At 71.0% G+C, this 16936-nt stretch carries 18 protein-coding genes; 10 read left to right on the forward strand and 8 right to left on the reverse strand.

From position 1 onward, the window contains the following. Nucleotides 1-97: 97 nt before the first annotated feature. Both KV106_RS35880 and KV106_RS35885 read right to left on the reverse strand, forming a co-directional pair. Nucleotides 98-676: an MgtC/SapB family protein gene (locus tag KV106_RS35880; protein ID WP_057596553.1), complete on the reverse strand. Its 579-nt coding sequence runs from the start codon at nucleotides 674-676 to the stop codon at nucleotides 98-100. A gap of 1 nt (nucleotide 677) precedes the next feature. After that, nucleotides 678-2684, reverse strand: coding sequence for a lytic transglycosylase domain-containing protein (locus KV106_RS35885; RefSeq protein WP_261216577.1), 2007 nt, complete (start codon nucleotides 2682-2684; stop codon nucleotides 678-680). A gap of 36 nt (nucleotides 2685-2720) precedes the next feature. Here KV106_RS35885 and KV106_RS35890 point away from each other — a divergent pair, with 36 nt between their 5' ends. After that, the gene (locus KV106_RS35890) at nucleotides 2721-3338 is read left to right on the forward strand and encodes a 5-formyltetrahydrofolate cyclo-ligase (protein ID WP_057596551.1); all 618 of its coding nucleotides are present in this window, start codon (nucleotides 2721-2723) and stop codon (nucleotides 3336-3338) included. A 58-nt stretch (nucleotides 3339-3396) separates the two neighbouring features. Here the strand turns inward: KV106_RS35890 and KV106_RS35895 are convergent, their stop codons facing one another. Continuing rightward, nucleotides 3397-4380 (reverse strand): LysR substrate-binding domain-containing protein, encoded by a 984-nt coding sequence (locus tag KV106_RS35895; RefSeq protein WP_209546293.1) that lies wholly within the window; start codon nucleotides 4378-4380, stop codon nucleotides 3397-3399. A 178-nt stretch (nucleotides 4381-4558) separates the two neighbouring features. On the opposite strand from KV106_RS35895, the gene KV106_RS35900 reads away from it, so the two are divergent. Further along, nucleotides 4559-4882 carry a DUF2917 domain-containing protein gene (locus tag KV106_RS35900; protein WP_057596549.1) on the forward strand — a complete coding sequence of 108 codons (324 nt, stop codon included), beginning with the start codon at nucleotides 4559-4561 and terminating at the stop codon, nucleotides 4880-4882. Between the two features lie 121 nt (nucleotides 4883-5003). Here the strand turns inward: KV106_RS35900 and KV106_RS35905 are convergent, their stop codons facing one another. Next, nucleotides 5004-5435, reverse strand: a complete 432-nt coding sequence (locus tag KV106_RS35905) for a BLUF domain-containing protein (protein ID WP_057596548.1) — start codon at nucleotides 5433-5435, stop codon at nucleotides 5004-5006. 177 nt (nucleotides 5436-5612) lie between these two features. On the opposite strand from KV106_RS35905, the gene KV106_RS35910 reads away from it, so the two are divergent. Then, complete coding sequence (locus tag KV106_RS35910; RefSeq protein WP_082322025.1) at nucleotides 5613-6305, forward strand: Crp/Fnr family transcriptional regulator; 693 nt, start codon at nucleotides 5613-5615, stop codon at nucleotides 6303-6305. A 13-nt stretch (nucleotides 6306-6318) separates the two neighbouring features. Here the strand turns inward: KV106_RS35910 and KV106_RS35915 are convergent, their stop codons facing one another. Then, nucleotides 6319-7209, reverse strand: a complete 891-nt coding sequence (locus tag KV106_RS35915) for a DUF6279 family lipoprotein (RefSeq protein ID WP_261216593.1) — start codon at nucleotides 7207-7209, stop codon at nucleotides 6319-6321. Here KV106_RS35915 and glmU point away from each other — a divergent pair. Next, nucleotides 7208-8635, forward strand: coding sequence for a bifunctional UDP-N-acetylglucosamine diphosphorylase/glucosamine-1-phosphate N-acetyltransferase GlmU (gene glmU / locus KV106_RS35920; protein WP_261216595.1), 1428 nt, complete (start codon nucleotides 7208-7210; stop codon nucleotides 8633-8635). The genes KV106_RS35915 and glmU overlap by 2 nt on opposite strands. Before the next feature lie 6 nt (nucleotides 8636-8641). On the opposite strand, the gene KV106_RS35925 is transcribed toward glmU, so the two are convergent. Further along, nucleotides 8642-9142: an Lrp/AsnC family transcriptional regulator gene (locus KV106_RS35925; protein WP_261216597.1), complete on the reverse strand. Its 501-nt coding sequence runs from the start codon at nucleotides 9140-9142 to the stop codon at nucleotides 8642-8644. Between the two features lie 158 nt (nucleotides 9143-9300). On the opposite strand from KV106_RS35925, the gene glmS reads away from it, so the two are divergent. Genes glmS through KV106_RS35950 form a run of 5 tightly spaced genes read left to right on the forward strand, consistent with a single transcriptional unit; the run spans nucleotide 9301 to nucleotide 13702 of the window. Further along, nucleotides 9301-11184, forward strand: coding sequence for a glutamine--fructose-6-phosphate transaminase (isomerizing) (gene glmS, locus KV106_RS35930; RefSeq protein ID WP_261216599.1), 1884 nt, complete (start codon nucleotides 9301-9303; stop codon nucleotides 11182-11184). 19 nt (nucleotides 11185-11203) lie between these two features. Continuing rightward, the gene (mug, locus tag KV106_RS35935) at nucleotides 11204-11719 is read left to right on the forward strand and encodes a G/U mismatch-specific DNA glycosylase (RefSeq protein WP_261216600.1); all 516 of its coding nucleotides are present in this window, start codon (nucleotides 11204-11206) and stop codon (nucleotides 11717-11719) included. A gap of 34 nt (nucleotides 11720-11753) precedes the next feature. After that, the gene (locus tag KV106_RS35940) at nucleotides 11754-12347 is read left to right on the forward strand and encodes a helix-turn-helix domain-containing protein (protein WP_261216601.1); all 594 of its coding nucleotides are present in this window, start codon (nucleotides 11754-11756) and stop codon (nucleotides 12345-12347) included. A gap of 7 nt (nucleotides 12348-12354) precedes the next feature. Next, a complete protein-coding gene (locus KV106_RS35945) occupies nucleotides 12355-12885 on the forward strand; it encodes a GNAT family N-acetyltransferase (protein ID WP_057594579.1) in 531 nt (176 codons plus the stop codon). A 25-nt stretch (nucleotides 12886-12910) separates the two neighbouring features. After that, nucleotides 12911-13702 (forward strand): class I SAM-dependent methyltransferase, encoded by a 792-nt coding sequence (locus KV106_RS35950; RefSeq protein ID WP_261216602.1) that lies wholly within the window; start codon nucleotides 12911-12913, stop codon nucleotides 13700-13702. A 6-nt stretch (nucleotides 13703-13708) separates the two neighbouring features. Here the strand turns inward: KV106_RS35950 and KV106_RS35955 are convergent, their stop codons facing one another. Continuing rightward, nucleotides 13709-14803, reverse strand: coding sequence for an NADH:flavin oxidoreductase/NADH oxidase (locus KV106_RS35955; RefSeq protein WP_261216637.1), 1095 nt, complete (start codon nucleotides 14801-14803; stop codon nucleotides 13709-13711). A gap of 29 nt (nucleotides 14804-14832) precedes the next feature. After that, entirely contained in the window at nucleotides 14833-15825 is a 993-nt protein-coding gene (locus KV106_RS35960) for a DMT family transporter (RefSeq protein ID WP_261216603.1), read from the reverse strand. Nucleotides 15826-15964: 139 nt separating this feature from the next. On the opposite strand from KV106_RS35960, the gene KV106_RS35965 reads away from it, so the two are divergent. Then, nucleotides 15965-16846, forward strand: a complete 882-nt coding sequence (locus KV106_RS35965) for a LysR family transcriptional regulator (protein WP_261216604.1) — start codon at nucleotides 15965-15967, stop codon at nucleotides 16844-16846. The last annotated feature ends 90 nt before the right edge of the window (nucleotides 16847-16936 follow it).

Here is a 16936-nt window from a genome sequence, read left to right on the forward strand (position 1 = left end):
GTTCGTGGCAAAGCCTTCGATGCTAGGGCGCCGGCGCCGCGCGATTGATACCGTTTGCGGCGCGCATTGATGACGGGCGCGGGCGGCGCGCCGCTGTCTATCGCCGGTCGCTGTCGTCGGTGCGCGGCACGGGCTCGGCGCTCGAGGCGATGACGCGCGGTGCCGCCTGGCCTTCGCCCTTGGGCGGCCCGATCGCGCGCTCGATCAGGCTCACGAGCTTCGGCACGAACTGCAGCACCACCAGCGCCAGCAGTGCGCTGATCACCGCCGTGGCCTCGCGGCCCAGGCCGCAGGCCATGCCGATCGCGGCAGTCATCCACAGCCCGGCGGCGGTGGTGAGGCCCTGCACGTGATGCTCGTCCTTGCCCTGCTTGAGGATGGTGCCCGCGCAGAGGAAGCCGACGCCGGCCACCAGGCCCTGGATCACGCGGCTCATGTCGGCCGGCACGATGCCGGTTTGCTGCGGCACGAGCACGAACAGGGCCGAGCCGATGGCCACCAGCATGTGGGTGCGCACGCCGGCCGCCTTGCCCTGCTGCTCGCGCTCGAAGCCGAGCACGAAGCCCAGCAGCGCCGCGAGCAGCAGCCGCACCAGGATGCGCGTGAGCTGGGCGAGATCGCCCACGTCCGAGAACTCCGCGGCGATGGTGTCGAGGACCTCGTCGCGCCAGCTCATCTCAGGGCAGGTCCTTGTTGGGTTCGGGCATCGCGGCGTCGCGCGGGCCGACCCGGCCCAGGCGTTCCTTCAGCGACTGCGGCCGGCCGGTGATGATCGCGGCGTAGTTGGTGGTGTTGGCCAGCACCTTCTTCACGTAGTCGCGGGTCTCGTTGAACGGCACGTTCTCGGCCCAGATCGCGGCATCGAGCACCGGGCCGTTGCGCCAGCTGCGCGGGCGGCCCGGGCCGGCGTTGTAGGCCGCGGCGGCCAGCGCCATCGAGTCGTCGAAGTCGTCGAGCGCGAGCTTCAAATAGTTGGTGCCGATGGTGATGTTGGTCTCGCGGTCGTTGATCTGGCCCGGCGTGAAGTCGGTCATGCCGATCTTGCGCGCGGTCCAGCGCGCGGTGGCGGGCATCACCTGCATCAGGCCCGAGGCACCGACGCCCGAGCGCGCGTCCATGATGAAGCGGCTCTCCTGGCGGATCAGGCCGTAGACGTAGGCCGGGTCGAGGCCGATGTCCTGGCTCTTGCGCAGCACCGTGTCGTGGAAGGGCATCGGGAAGCGCTGCTCGACGTCGATCACGCCCTTGGTGCGCTCGCTGGTGTTGATGCAGCGGTCCCAGACCTCGCGTTGGCAGGCGAAGTCGGCCGCGGCCAGCAGCGCGCGGTCGTCCATGCCGCCCCGGTCGTGCAGGTTGGTGGCGTAGTTCCATTCGCGCGTGCCCTCGGGGCGCAGGCCGATCGCGATGGCGTAGAGGCCGCGGTTGAGCGAGGGGTTCATGCGCGCGGCATTGCGTTCCTCGGGCGTGAGCGGCGCGGGCCGGGTGGCGGCCATCACGCGCTGGCCCAGCTCCTCGAGCGCCAGCATCTCGTAGAAGCCGCGCGTGCCCGCGATGCCCTGGTAGAGCTCGCGCGCCTGGGCGCGGCGCTCGTCGCCGCCGGCATTGACCAGCGCGCGCGCCTTCCAGTAGGTCCAGGTCGGGTCCTGCTGGCTGGACTCGCTCATGGCGTTGATGGCGGGCGCCACGTCCTTCCACTGGCCGGCGCGCAGCGCCGCGCGCACGCGCCAGCCGAGCATGTCGTCCGACAGGTCGGCGTTCTTCGTGACGTTGCCGAAGTAGCCCACGGCCTGCGGCCAGAGCTTGATCGCCGACTGGCGGCCGATGATGCCCCAGATCCAGTTGCGCTCCTCGGCCGAGAGCATCGCGCTCCACTTGGCGTCGAGCTGCGAGGCGGCCTGCTCGGGGTCGGCCATCGCGATCTTGATCAGTGCCAGCGTCACCAGCTCGCGGCGCGACTTGGCGGCCACCGGCCCGCGCGCGACCAGGAACTTGGCCGCGCTCGCGTTGACTTCCTCGAACAGCGGCAGCGCATCGGGCGAGGCCAGCGTGACGGCGCCGCGCGCCGCCTGCGGCCGGTTGGCCTCGATGGCCAGGCGCGCCTTCTTCCAGGCGTCGTTGGGCGTGAGCAGGCGCGCGGCGATCATGCGGTCGGCGGCCGTGAGGCAGCCGTCGTCGCTGTCGCGCTGGGCGAACCAGTTGCGCCGGATCTCGTCGGCCTGGGCCTGGGTGGCGCTGCCGCTGCGCAGCGCGTCGACCAGGATCGCGTAGCAGCGCACCTGGGCGTCGTCGCCCATGCGGAAGCCGCCGATGGCGGCCGAGAAGTTGTCCCAGTCGCGGCGCTGGCCCGTGAGCAGCAGCCAGTCGTTGCGCAGCCGGTCTTCCTGGTAGGTGCCGGGATAGCGCGCGAAGAAGTCCTGCACCTCGTTCGCGCCGGCTTCCTGCAGCCGGGCCTTGAGTTCCCAGTAGGCGGCCCAGGGTTCGAGCACGTGGCCGCGGGCCTGCGGCAGCAGCGCCGCGAGCCGGGCCTTGTCGCCGCGCTGGAAGGCCTGCTTCATCTGCAGCAGCACTTCGTCGTTGGTGTTGCCTTGGGCCGATGCGGACGCGGGGGCGAGGAGGGCCAGCGCGCAGGCCGCCAGGGCCGAAAGAACCAGTGCCGGCGCGGCGCGGCGCGGGCGACGGCACATGGATGCCAAAATGCTTGGAAACTGCATCGGGAGATTATGGACAAGTCAAAGGATGCCGCCACGTCGGCGACGGCGAGTTTTCTCAAGGATCAGCTGCGCAAGGCGTTGATCGAACAACGTCTGGGGATGCCGGACCGGCTGACACGCGCGGACCTGCTGCAGCGCGTGATGCGCATCTGGCTGGTCGGCCGGCCCGACACCGTGATCGGCGCCTACTGGCCGATCAAGGGCGAGTTCGATCCGCTGCCCGCGCTGCATCGGTGGAAGGAGGACGGCGAACTGATCGACGAGCCGCAGCGCCGCCGCATCGGCCTGCCCGTGATCGACAAGGTCCACAAGACCCTGACCTTCCACGCCTGGTACCCGGGCTGCCAGATGGAAGAGGACGCCTACGGCATTCCCAAGCCCAAGGACACCGAGCTGATCGTGCCGACCCTGCTGTTCGTGCCCTGCGTGGGCTACAGCGCGGGCGGCTACCGGCTGGGCTACGGCGGCGGCTTCTACGACCGCACGCTGGCGGCGCTCGAGCCGCGGCCCTTCACGGTCGGCCTGGGCTTCGCGAACGGCTTCCTCGAGGACTTCGAGCCCGAGGCGCACGACCTGCCGCTCGACGCGATCCTCAACGACAACGGGGTGGTCTGGCCGATCGGCTGAGCGGCTGCTTCCTGCGCATACGGGCGCCCGGCTTCGAGCCGCGGCGCCCTTTTTCTCGTCAGTCCATGTTGTCGACGGTGTCCGGGTCGGGCACCTCGCCGATGGTCTCGCGCGTGGTGCCGGCCTGCGCCAGCAGCCAGTCCCAGAAGGCCTTAATCTCGGGCCGCAGCGCGCTGCGCGGGCCGGCGATCAGCCAGTAGGACATCGGCGAATCCATGCGGTGCTGCGGCAGCACCTCGATCAGGTCGCCGTTGGCCAGGCTCTCCGCGATCAACGAGCTGCGCGCCAGCACCACGCCCTGGCCGGTGAGCGCGGCCTGCACCATCTGGTAGGCGTAGTTGAAATAGAGCCAGCGCTTGGGCTGGGCGCGTTCCAGGCCGTGCAGCTCGAACCAGCGCCGCCAGGTCAGCCATTCGAGATGGGTGCGGTGGGCGTCGCCGGCCTCGATCAGCGTGAAGCGTGCGATGTCCTCGGGCTTCTTGATCGGCGGGCTGCTCTTGATGAGCCAGGGGCTCGCCACCGGCGTGAGGTTTTCGCCGAACAACCGCACGGCCTGCGGGGGCATGGCCTCGCGCGGGCCGTAGCGCAGCGCGATGTCGACGTCGGCCACCTCGAGGTCGACCGCGAGGTCGCTGGCGTCGATCCGGATGTCGATCTCGGGGTTGTCGCGCTGGAAGGCCTCGAGCCGCGGGATCAGCCACATCGAGGCGAACGAGGCGAAGGTGGTCAGCGAGACGCTCTTGCGCCCGGCGCTCTGGCGGATCTGCCGCACCGCGGTGTCGACGCGCGGCAGCGCCTGCTGCACCGCCAAAAGCAGCTGGGCGCCCGCGCTGGTCAGCTCGACCGCGCGCGTGTGGCGCAGGAACAGCGGCACGCCCACTTCCTCCTCGAGCGACTGGATCTGGCGGCTCACGGCCGACTGGGTCAGGGCCATTTCCTCGGCCGCGGCGCGGAAGTTCAGGTGCCGCGCGACCGCCTCGAAGGCCCGCAGGTGGCCGGCGGAGATCGGGCGGGAGCGCAGGTGGGTTTGCGAATGCTGCATGGATCGGGGGCCGGCGCCTGCCTCGGGATTGATGCGAAACCGGAATCAGTAGGCTACCTCCTTTTCATTGGACTGCCAACGGCCGGGAAACGATCATTCATTCCCGAACCGCGCCATTGCTGCCTCCTTCTCCAAGCACCCATTGATTCGCGATTCGGCAAACACCTAGGAGCCCATCATGTCCACTGCCGTCTGCACCACCTCTACGCTGTCCACCCTGTCGCTGCCCAACCGCAACACCGCCGCCGCTATTCCGCCGGCCGTGCGCCGCGGTGCCTGGCAAATCGCGCCCGGCGAGGCGATGAGCCTGAAGGCGCGCGGCGAGAGCGTGCTGCGCGTGCGCCAGGGCCGGGTCTGGATCACGCCCGATGCCACGCTCGAGAGCCCGAGCGAGGACCTGGTGCTCGCCCCCGGCGAATCGCTCACCGTGGCGGCCGGCCAGCGCATCGTGATGGAAGCCTGGGACGGCTACGGTGCCACGTACACGTGGGACGCCGCCTGATCCCGCGGCTTTCCTGATCGATCCTGGGCCATCGGGCGGCGGCGCGAGCCGCGCCCGTCATACAAGGGGCCGGACGGCGCTTCGCGCATCGTCCGGCCCTTTTTCTTTGGCGCGGCCGTCTTCAGCCGTTGATGTCGAAACTGCGGCGCAGCGCCAGGAAATGCTTGAGCGCGACCTCGCCGTCGAGCGCATGCACGCCGGCCATCAGGTCGGGGCCCTCGCTCTCGGCCAGCCCGAGCCGGAAGCCGCTGTAGCGGCGCGCGGCCAGTTCGCCTTGCCAGGCCACGCGCACGTCGACATGGCGCGGGTCGCGCGCGATGCGATCCATCAGCGAGCGCAGGGCATCGGGCGGTCCCTCGATGTGCTGGCAGAAGCGCTGGCCGTCGAAGACCAGCAGCCCGGTGATGCCGAGTTCGCCGTTGCGCACGCGGGCGCGCGCGACGATGCTGGCCACCGTGTCGGGCGGCAGGTCCGGCGCAAGCTCGCTGCAGTAGAGGATCTCGGAGAGCGCCGGGGCGGGCGCGGGAGCTTGCGTCTGTTCGTCGGAAATCATGGGCCGGGATGGGAAAGGCGAGCGCAGTGTAGGCAGCCGTCCGACATCACGAAATGTAAAAAGACATACCGGGACCACCCCCCTCGATGCCTATAGTCGGTGGTGCTCGACCAGTACCCCACACCCGCCGCCCCGGAGAACGGGCCACATCCCTGCAGCCGTTGCGCGCTGCGTCAGCTGCCGGCCTTTTTGCCGGTGTCCGCCGACCAGTTGCGCACCATCGAATCGTTCCGCATCGGCGCGCGCCGCGTCGAGGCCGGCGGCTCGATCATCGAGGAACACCGGCGCAGCCCGCAGCTGTTCACGCTCTACTCAGGCTGGGCCTTCCGCTACAAGACCCTGAGCGACGGCCGGCGGCAGATCCTCAACGTGCTGCTGCCCGGCGACTTCGTCGGGCTGCAGGACGAGTTCGCCGATGGCCAGACCCATGGCGTCGAGGCCCTGACCGAGGTCTCGCTGTGCGTGTTCGCGCGCGACCGGCTGTGGGAGCTGTTCCATGCCGAGCCCAAGCTCGGCTACGACATCACCTGGCTGGCCGCGCGCGAGGAAAAGATGATCGACGACAACCTCGTGACCACCGGCCGGCGCAGCGCCGTCGAGCGCGTGGCGATGCTGCTGATGCATCTGTACCGCCGCGCCGAGCGCGTGGGCATGGTGCGCGACGGCTGGGTCGAGTTCCCGCTCAACCAGCAGCACATCGCCGATGCGCTCGGGCTGTCGCTGGTCCATACCAACAAGACCTTGCGGCGGCTGTCGCAGCTCGGGCTCTACAAGCTCGACGACCGCTGGCTGCGCATCCTCGAGCCGCGCGCGCTCGAGGCGCTGGGCGACTACTTCGAGCGGCCGCTGCGGCCCACGCCGCTGATCTGAGGCCGGGGCCGGCTCAACCGGCCGCCTCCGAGAGCTGCCGCAGGTCCTCGCGGTAGCCCTGCAGCCGCTTCACCGCCTGCGCGCGCTGCGCCGCGCTGGTGCCGTTGTGCAGCGCGGCCAGGTTGCGGCAGCCTTCCTGCAGCAGCGCCTGCTGCTGCTCGCGCCAGGGGCCGGGTGGCGGGTCGGCGATGCGCTGCAGGTAGGCATGCAGCGCGGCGCGCGCCTCGGCCGGCGGCGTGCGGTTCGCGACGAAGCCGCGCAGCAGCACCAGCGCCTCCTGCTGGCGCTTGCGGCGCTCCACGTCCTGCAGCTTCGGGTCGAACACCGACTGCGCCACCTGCTGGCGCAGCAACTCGCGCTGCTCGGACGAAAGCCGGCCGTAGAAATCCTCGAAGCGGTCGAGGAACTGGTCGTAGCGCTTCTCCTGCACCCGGGCCGGCGAGCGGTCGAGCCAGTCCTTGCGGTAGTCGGCGTTGTTCTTCGCGTACTTGCGCTCGAGCTGCTGCAGCTGGGCCTCGCCGAGGCTCAACGCCAGCTCGGTGCCCGCGGGCTCGGCGCGCTCGCTGACCGCCAGCAGCCGGTCGCGGATGCGGTCGGTCATGGCGCAGGCCTGGGCCGGCGTGATGTCGCCGGGCGCCAGCGCCTCGGCCTCCTGCAGCAGCGCCGCGATCTTCGGCAGTTCGTTGCGCCGGTGCCATTCGAGCAGCCGCGCCAGGTCGTCGCGCACCTTGGGCGTTTGCGAGCCGTCGAAATCGAGGTAGCCGTCGAGCCACCAGTAGCTGAGCTCGGGCAGGTTGTTGTAGGCCAGCCGGATCGCGCTGCAAGCCCCCAGGACGGCCGCCAGCGCCAGCACGCCGATAATCCGCGCCAGCTTGAAACAACGCATCCGGGTAGAAAAAGGCATGAATCAGATTCCGAAGCAGGGCGACCAGGGACCGGTCGACGTCGTGATCATGGCGGCCGGCAAAGGCACGCGCATGAAGAGCAGGCTTCCCAAAGTGTTGCATCGTTTGGGCGGGCGCGCACTGTTGTCGCACGTGACCGGCACCGCCGCGCGCATCGGCGCCCGGCACGTGGTGATCGTCACGGGCCACGGCGCCGAGCAGGTCGAGGCCGCCATGGCCGCCTCGCCCGAGGCCGCCTCGCTGCGTTTCGCGCGCCAGGAGCCGCAGCTGGGCACCGGCCACGCGGTGCAGCAGGCCACGCCGCTCTTGCCCGACGACGGCACGGTAGTGATCCTCTCGGGCGACGTGCCGCTGATCGCCGAGGACACGCTGCGCACCCTGATCGCCGCCAGCGGCGGCGAGCGGCTGGCGCTCTTGACCATCGAGCTGGACGACCCCACCGGCTACGGCCGCATCATCCGCAACGCCGCGGGCGGCGAGGTGACCGCCATCGTCGAGCACAAGGACGCCAGCGAGGCGCAGCGCGCGGTGCGCGAGATCAACAGCGGCGTGATGGCCGCGCCCGCGAAGCTGCTCAAGGGCTGGCTCGAGCGGCTGGACAACCGCAACGCCCAGGCCGAGTACTACCTGACCGACATCGTCAAGCACGCCGCGGCCGACGGCGTGCCGGTGGTGGCCCACATCACGACCGACGGGCTGCAGGTGGCCGGCATCAACAGCCCGGTGCAGCTGGCCGAACTCGAGCGCGCCTTCCAGCGCCGCCAGGCCGAGGCCCTGATGACCCAGGGCGTGCGGCTGGCCGACCCGGCGCGCTTCGACCTGCGCGGCACGCTCGAATGCGGCGGCGACGTCGAGATCGACGTCAACTGCGTGTTCGAGGGCCAGGTCGCGCTCGGCGAGGGCGTGCGCATTGGCGCCAACTGCGTGATCGCCAATGCCCGCATCGAGGCCGGCGCCGTGATCCATCCCTTCACCCACATCGACGGCGAGAAGGCCGGCGTGACGGTCGGCGAACGCGCGCTGATCGGCCCCTTCGCGCGGCTGCGCCCCGGCGCCCAGCTCGGCACCGAGGTGCACATCGGCAATTTCGTCGAGGTCAAGAACTCCACCCTGGCCGCCGGCGCCAAGGCCAACCACCTGGCCTACCTCGGCGACGCCACCGTGGGCGCGCGCGTCAACTACGGCGCGGGCAGCATCACCGCCAACTACGACGGCGCCAACAAGCACCGCACCGTGCTCGAGGACGACGTGCACATCGGCAGCAACTGCGTGCTGGTGGCGCCGGTCACCATCGGCGCGGGCGGCACCGTGGGCGGCGGCTCCACCGTCACCAAGACCACGCCGGCGGGCGCGCTGACCGTGGCGCGCGGCAAGCAGATCAGCCTGCCGAACTGGCAGCGGCCGCAGAAGAAGCCGAAGGCCTGACGGGCCTCAGCCCGCGGGCGCCAGCGGTGTCAGCGGCACCCGCGGCTCGAACTTCGCGCGCTTGAGGCTGAAGAAGGCCTTGACGTTGCGCACGTTGGCGTCGGCGGTGAACAGCCGCTGCACCAGCGCCCCGTAGGCGGGCATGTCGCGCGCGGCCACCACCAGCACGAAGTCCGGCCCCGGCGACACGCGCCAGCACTGCTGCACCGCGTCGTCCGCCATCACGCGCGCCTCGAAGGCCTCGAGCGACCCGGCGTCCTGCCGGTCGAGCGAGATCTCCACCACCGCCTGCAGCCCGTGGCCCAGCACGGCGGCCAGCCGGTCGGGCGACAGCAGCGCCACCTGGCGCTCGATCAAACCCTCCTGCCACAGCCGCTGCACCCGCCGCAGGCAGGTCGGCGGCGAGATGCCCACGGCCGCCGCCAGCTTCTGGTTGGTGGCCGAGGCGTCGCGCTGCAGGGCGTCGAGCAGCTTCAGGTCGATGGCGTCGAGTGCGATGGATTCCATGATTTGTGAAATTATGGAATAAAAATTCATTGACCTGAATGTGTGAAAGAAAAGTCCAAATTCATTGAAATTTAGACGGCAAATTTCTTTTCACCCTCCCTACCATTCGCAGCAATTCTTTTCGTTCTCCCTCATTCCTTTCCAAAGGCAAGACAACCATGTGCGGCATCGTCGGCGCGGCTTCCCATCGAAACATCGTCCCGGTCCTGGTCCAGGGCCTGCAGCGGCTCGAATACCGCGGCTATGACTCCTGCGGCGTGGCCGTGCACGCGGGCGGCCTGACGCGCGCGCGCACCACCTCGCGCGTGGCCGACCTGCAGACCCAGGTGGCCGAGGACAGGCTAGAGGGCCTGACCGGCATCGCCCACACCCGCTGGGCCACGCACGGCGCGCCCGCGGTGCACAACGCGCATCCGCACTTCAGCCACGGCCCGGGCGCCGGCGCGCAGGAAGCGCGGCCCGGCCGCATCGCGCTGGTGCACAACGGCATCATCGAGAACCACGAGTCGCTGCGCGCCGGCCTCGAGGCCAAGGGCTACGTGTTCGAGAGCCAGACCGACACCGAGGTCATCGCCCACCTGGTCGACAGCCTCTACGACGGCGACCTGTTCGAGGCCGTGAAGGGCGCCGTGCGCCAGCTCACGGGCGCCTATGCCATTGCCGTGATCTGCCGCGACGAACCGCAGCGCGTGGTCGGCGCGCGCGCCGGTTCGCCGCTGATCCTGGGCGCGGGCAAGGACGGCACCGAGAACTTCCTGGCCAGCGACGCGATGGCGCTGGCCGGCGTCACCGACCAGATCGTGTACCTCGAGGAAGGCGACGTGGTCGACCTGCAGCCCGGCAAGTACTGGATCGTCGACCGCGCCCACAAGCCGGTGCAGCGCCCGGTGCGCACCGTGCAGGCCCACAGCGGCGCGGCCGAGCTCGGCCCCTACCGCCACTACATGCAGAAGGAGATCTTCGAGCAGCCGCGCGCCATCGGCGACACGCTCGAGGGCGTGGAAGGCATCGTGCCCGAGCTGTTCGACGGCATCGGCCAGGACGGCAAGCAGAGCGGCGCCAGCGCGCACCGCGTGTTCAAGGAGATCGACCGCATCCTGATCCTGGCCTGCGGCACCAGCTACTACAGCGGCTGCACCGCCAAGTACTGGCTCGAGGGCATCGCGAAGATCTCGACCCAGGTCGAGATCGCGAGCGAGTACCGCTACCGCGACTCGGTGCCCGATCCACGCACCCTGGTCGTCACCATCAGCCAGTCGGGCGAGACCGCCGACACCCTGGCCGCGCTCAAGCATGCGCGCTCGCTCGGCATGGAGCAGACCCTGACCATCTGCAACGTCGCCACCAGCGCCATGGTGCGCGAATGCAAGCTGGCCTATATCACGCGCGCCGGCGTCGAGATCGGCGTGGCTTCGACCAAGGCCTTCACCACCCAGCTCGCGGGCCTGTTCCTGCTCACGCTGGCGATCGCGCAGTCGAAGGGCCTGCTGAGCGCGGAAGACGAGGCGCGCTACCTCAAGGAGATGCGCCACCTTCCGGTCGCGCTGCAGTCGGTGCTCGCGCTCGAGCCGCAGATCATCAACTGGGCCGAGGACTTCGCGCGCAAGGACAACGCGCTGTTCCTGGGCCGCGGCCTGCACTACCCGATCGCGCTCGAGGGCGCGCTCAAGCTCAAGGAGATCACCTACATCCACGCCGAGGCCTATGCCGCCGGCGAGCTCAAGCACGGCCCGCTCGCGCTGGTGACCAGCGAGATGCCGGTGGTCGCCGTGGCGCCCAACGACGCCCTGCTCGAGAAGCTCAAGAGCAACCTGCAGGAAGTGCGCGCGCGCGGCGGCGTGCTCTACGTGCTGGCCGACGGCGACTCGAAGATCAAGAGCAGCGAAGGCCTGCACGTGATCCACATGCCCGAGCACTACGGCGCGCTGTCGCCGCTGCTGCACGTGGTGCCGCTGCAGCTGCTGGCCTATCACACGGCCTGCGCGCGCGGGACGGACGTGGACAAGCCGCGCAACCTGGCGAAGAGCGTGACGGTGGAGTGAGCGGGCGGGATCGGCCCGAATGGCTTCCCAAGGCCTGCGGGACCTCCTGGCCCCCGGCCTCGCCATCGTCTTCTGCGGCATCAACCCGGGCCAGCGCGCGGCCGCCTCGGGCCTGCACTTCGAAGGCAGGGGCAACCGCTTCTGGCGCGTGCTGCACCTGGCAGGCTTCACGCCGGTGCTGTTGCAACCCGCCCAGGCGCCGCTGCTGCTGCAAAGCGGCTACGGCCTGACCACGGCCGTCGACCGGCCGACGGCGCGCGCGAGCCAGCTGGCGACGCATGAGTTCGCGGCCGCCACCGAGGCCTTCACCCGCAAGATCGCCGCCTGCGGCCCGCGCCGCCTCGCGTTCCTCGGCAAGGCCGCCTACGCGGGCATGACGGGACACCGGCAGATCGCCTGGGGCCGCCAGCCCGAGCCCTTCGCCGGCATCGAGACCTGGATCCTGCCCAATCCCAGCGGACTCAATCGCGCGTTCTCGCTCGATGAGCTGGTGGCGGCCTACAAGGCGCTGCGCGAGGCCGCCGCACCGGGTTGACCAGTATTCCATCATGTTGGAAAATAAATCCAACATGAAAGAACAAGAGCTCGTCCCCCTCAACGACCGCATCGCCCGCCGCGTGCGCGAACTGCGCGCCGCGCGCGGCCTCTCGCTCGAGGCGCTGGCCGCGCAGAGCGGGGTCAGCCGCTCGATGATCTCGCTGATCGAGCGCGGCGAGAGCAGCCCCACGGCGGTGGTGCTCGAGAAGCTCGCGACCGGCCTCGGCACCATGCTGGCCTCGCTGTTCGACGAGCCGCGCCCGCGCGCCGATCCGGTCGCGCGCCGCGCCGACCAGCCGCAATGGCGCGATCCCTCGTCGGGCTACCTGCGGCGCAACGTCTCGCCCGGCGGCATCGCCTCGCCGCTGCAGATCGTCGAGGTGCTGTTCCCGCCCAAGGCGCGCGTGGCCTACGAATCGGGCGCGCGCGAGTCGCAGGTGCACCAGCAGGTCTGGATGCTCGAGGGAACGATCGAGATCACGATGGGCGAGGAGCGCCACCGGCTCGACGCCGGCGACTGCCTCGCGATGGTGCTCGACCGGCCCGTCGCCTACTTCAATCCCACGCGCGAGAACGCCCGCTACGCGGTCGCGATCGTGAGCCCCCATCCCGATGCCTGGAAGTGAGAACGCCATGAACCCCACCAGCCTCCACCCGGTGCGCCGCCTGCAGGCGGTGGACGCGGCGCAACTGCAATCGCTGGCCGAGCTGCTGATCGACTGCGTCGACGGCGATGCCTCGGTGAGCTTCATGCATCCGCTGTCGCTCGAGCAGGCGCTGGCCTTCTGGCGCAAGGTGGCCGACGGCGTGGCGCGCGGAGAGCGCGCGCTGATGGTGGCGGAGGACGCGCGGGGCATCGTCGGCACGGTGCAGCTCGTGCTCGACCAGCCCGACAACCAGCCGCACCGCGCCGACCTCGCGAAGATGCTGGTGCACCGGCGCGCTCGGCGCCAGGGGCTCGGCGCGCTGCTGATGCAGGCGGCCGAGCAGGCCGCGCGCGACAGCGGCAAGACGCTGCTGGTGCTCGACACCTCGAGCCCCGAGGCCGAGCGGCTCTACGAACGCTCGGGCTGGCAGCGCAGCGGCACCATCCCCGGCTATGCGCTGCTGCCGCGCGGCGGCTTCTGCGACACCACCTACTTCTATCGCACGCTCGCGCCCTGAGGCCGTCATGCGGCAGACTGGCGCGATGACCGAATTCGATCGACTGCTGGCCGAGGCTGCGCGCAAGCCGCTGGTCGGCTGGGACCTGTCCTGCGATGGCCGCATCGCGACCACCGCCGTGCCCTGGGATTTCGAACGGGCGGTGGTCCACCGCGCGCGCCAGTCGCCCGACCTGCTCGACATGGGCACGGGTGGCGGCGAGTGGCTCGGCCGGCTGCCGCTGCGGCCCGCGCGCACCGTCGCCACCGAGGGCTGGGCGCCCAACGTCGCGGTGGCGCGCGAGCGGCTCGCGCCGCTGGGCATCGAGGTGGTGGCGGTGGAGGGCGCGCTCGACAACGGCGCGCGAAGCGATGGCGATGACGATGCGCACGACGAGGCGCCGCTGCCCTTCGCCGATGGCGAGTTCCACCTGGTGGTCAACCGCCACGAGTCCTTCGTGCCGGCCGAGGTGGCGCGCGTGCTCGCGCGCGGCGGCCACTTCCTCACGCAGCAGGTGGCCTCGGACTTCAATGCCGACCACCACCGGCTCGCGGGCCTGGCACCGGCCGAGCCGCCGCCCGAGTGGCGGCTCGACATCGCGCGGCGCCAGCTCGAGCGCGCGGGCTTCGAGATCCTGCGCGCGGAGGCGGGCGCCGAGCTGCTGCGCTTCGCCGACGTGGGTGCCTTCGCCTGGTACCTGAAGAACGTGCCCTATGTCTGCCCCGACTTCACGATCGAGGGCACGCGCGATGCGCTCGCGCAATTGCATCGCCGGCAGCAGGCGGGCGAGGCGATCGAGGTGCGGCAGACCTTGTTCTGGCTCGAGGCGCTGCGCTGAAGGCGTTCAGCGCGCCCCGAACTTCGCGTTCTCGAACAGGTCCTTGAACTCGCGCGGCTGCGAGCGCCAGTACTGCACGGGGGCCTTCACCTGCGCACCGAGTTCGGCGGCCGCGTGCCAGGGCCAGCGCGGGTCGTAGAGGATCGCGCGCGCCAGCGAGATGGCGTCGGCCCTGCCCTCGGCGAGGATGGCCTCGGCCTGCCGCGCCTCGGTGATCAGGCCGACCGCGATCACCGGGATGCCGACCTCGGCCTTCACGCGTTCGGCGAACGGCACCTGGTAGCCCGCGCCCAGCGCGATCGCCTGCTTCGGCGACACGCCGCCGCTCGAGACATGGATGGCCGCGCAGCCGCGCGCCTCGAGTGCCCGGGCGAAGGCCACGGTGCCCTCGAGGTCCCAGCCGCCTTCCACCCAGTCGACCGCCGACACGCGCACCCACACGGGCCGCTCGGCCGGGAAGACGGCACGCACCGCGTCGAACACCTCGAGCGGAAAGCGCAGCCGGTTCTCGAGGCTGCCGCCATAGGCGTCGTCGCGGTGGTTGGCCAGCGGCGACAGGAACTGGTGCAGCAGGTAGCCGTGCGCGGCATGGATCTCGATGCCCTCGATGCCGAGCCGCGCGGCACGGCGGGCGGCGGCCACGAAGGCCTCGCGCACGCGCGCCAGGCCCTCGGTGTCGAGCGCGAGCGGCACGTCCTCGCCGGGCGCATGCGGCACGGCCGAGGGCGCGAAGGCCTTCCACCCGCCGGGCTCGCCGGGGCGGATCTGCGCGCCGCCTTCCCAGGGCGCGCGGCTCGAGGCCTTGCGCCCGGCGTGGCCGAGCTGCATTGCCACGGGCATCGACGAATGGGCGCGCATGGCGGCGAGCACGCGTGCCAGGCCCTTCTCGTTGGCGTCCGAATAGAGACCGAGGTCGCCCGGCGTGATGCGGCCCTCGGCCTCGACCGCGGTGGCCTCGAGGATCAGCAGTCCCGCGCCCGACAGCGCGAGATGGCCGAGATGGATCAGGTGCCAGTCGCCCGGCGTGCCCTCGCTCGCCGAGTACTGGCACATCGGCGCGATCAGGATGCGGTTGTCGAGCGAGAGCGGGCCGATGCGCATCGGCTCGAAGAGGCGGGGGGTGTCGCTGCTCACGGTGTCGTGGCTCCAGGGGTGCGGTAGGTGCAGGGATTCTGCGGGGGCGGCGCGATCCTTGCCGCGGGCAGGGCGTTGGCCTTGCGGTTCAGGGCGGTATGGATCAGGAGCGCAGCCACCACCATCGCCATGCCCAGCAGTTCGTTCGCCGTGGGCAGGGTGCCGAGTGCCGCGCTCATCAGCAGCGCCGACACCGGCACGAAGTTGAGGAAGGCGGTGCCGGTGACGGCGCCGAGCGTGCGCACGCCATGGTTGAAGGCCAGCACCGAGGCGGCCGAGGGCACCACGCCGACGAACAGCAGCGCCTGCCACGAGAGCCGCAGCCCTTCGAGGCTGGGCGCCGCCGACCAGCCGAGCAGCGCGGCACCGACCGCGGCCGCCAGCAGCACCGGCCACGCGGCCAGCACCGTGAGCGCGCTGTACTCGACCGCGTCGAGTTCGGGAAAGCGCGCCGCGCCGCGCGTGTACCAGACCCAGCCCAAGGTGCCGGCGAAGGCGATGGCGTCGCCGAACAGCGTGGCGTTGCCCGCGCCGCCGTGGCCGCCATGACCGCCGATGAGACCCGAGACGATCGCCACGCCCGCGAGCGCCAGCGCGGTGGCGAGCAGCGCGGCGCGCGTGGGGCGCACGCCGTCGAGCAGCCAGCGCACGAGCTGCGTGGTCATCGGCGTGGTGGCGATGATCACCGCGCCGTGCGAGGGCACCGAGTGCGCGAGGCCGATCAGCAGCAGCACGCTGAACACCCCGAAGCCGGCCGCGCCGCGCAGCGCCAGCGCACCCGCATGGCGGCGCAGCCTGCGCCAGGGTGCGGCGCCGCGCGGCAGCACCAGCAGCGCGAACAGCAGCGCCGACAGGCTGTAGCGGATCAGCGTGAACCACACGGGTTCGACGTGGTGGAGCACGCCCTTGCTGACGAGGAACAGGGAGCCCCAGCCGGAGGTGGCGAAGAGCAGGGCGGCGATGCCGTACAGGCGTTGGGATCGGGACATGGGGGGCTTTCGGACGATGAAGGAGTCGATGTGTCCGAGGATCGGGGCGGGGCCGCGCGAATGCCATTCGCTTCTTTGGAGCGGGCCCTCCGAAAAAGCGAAGGGACCGCGCGCCGCCGCGCGCTCACAATCGGCCGCCATGGAGCTCTACCAGCTGAAGACCTTCGTCGCCATCGCCCGCGAGGGCAGCCTCACGCGCGCCGCCGAGCGCGTGTTCACCAGCGCGCCCGCCGTGAGCGCGCAGCTCAAGGCGCTCGAAGACGAACTCGGCGTGCGCCTGTTCGAGCGCACGCCGCGCGGCATGACGCCCACGCCCGCGGGCCAGAGCCTGCTCGAGGAGGCCGAGCGCACGCTGGCCTCGGCGCTGCGCATGCGCTCGGCCGCCGAGCAGCTGCGCGGCGCCGCGCAGGGCGTGGTGCGCTTCGGCACCGTGGTCGATCCGGTCTCGCTGCGGCTCGGCGACGTGCTCGTGAAGCTGGCCGAGCGCCATCCGCAGGTCACGCTGCAACTGCGCCAGGGCCTGTCGTACGAGACCGCCTCGGCGGTCGAGCGCGGCGAGCTCGACTGTGCCTACACGCTGAGCGACGTGGCTTCGCGCGAAGGCCTGGCGCTGCACCGGCTGGCGCCGGTCGACCTGGTGGTCGTGCTCCCGCTGCCGATGGCCGACGCCCATCCGGGCCTGTCGCTCGAGACGCTCACCGAGCAGCCCTGGGTCGGCACGCCGCCCTCCTGCGTGCTGCGCGCGCACCTCGACCGCCTGTTCGCCGGTGCCGGCCGCGAGTACCGCCAGGGCCGCACCGCCGACAGCGAGAGCGCGGTGCGCAGCATGGTCGCGAGCGGCATGGGCGCGGGGCTGATGCGGCTCGACCAGGCCGAGCAGGGCGAGCGCCACGGCGAGCTCGCGATCTGGCCCGGCTGGCGCGCCCACACCTGGCTGTGCTGGATCGAACCGGCCGCGGGTGCGCGGGCGCCGGCGGTCGAGGTGGTGCGGCAGGCGGTGTTCGAGGCCTGGGGCGTCTGAGGCCATCCGCCCCTGTGGCAAGGCGGCCCCTGTCAGCCTCCGGTCAGCGCGAAACGCCGGCACGCGGGTACGATGCGCGCGGCCTGCCGC

This window comes from Variovorax endophyticus, assembly GCF_025376855.1.
Lineage (GTDB): Bacteria > Pseudomonadota > Gammaproteobacteria > Burkholderiales > Burkholderiaceae_C > Variovorax.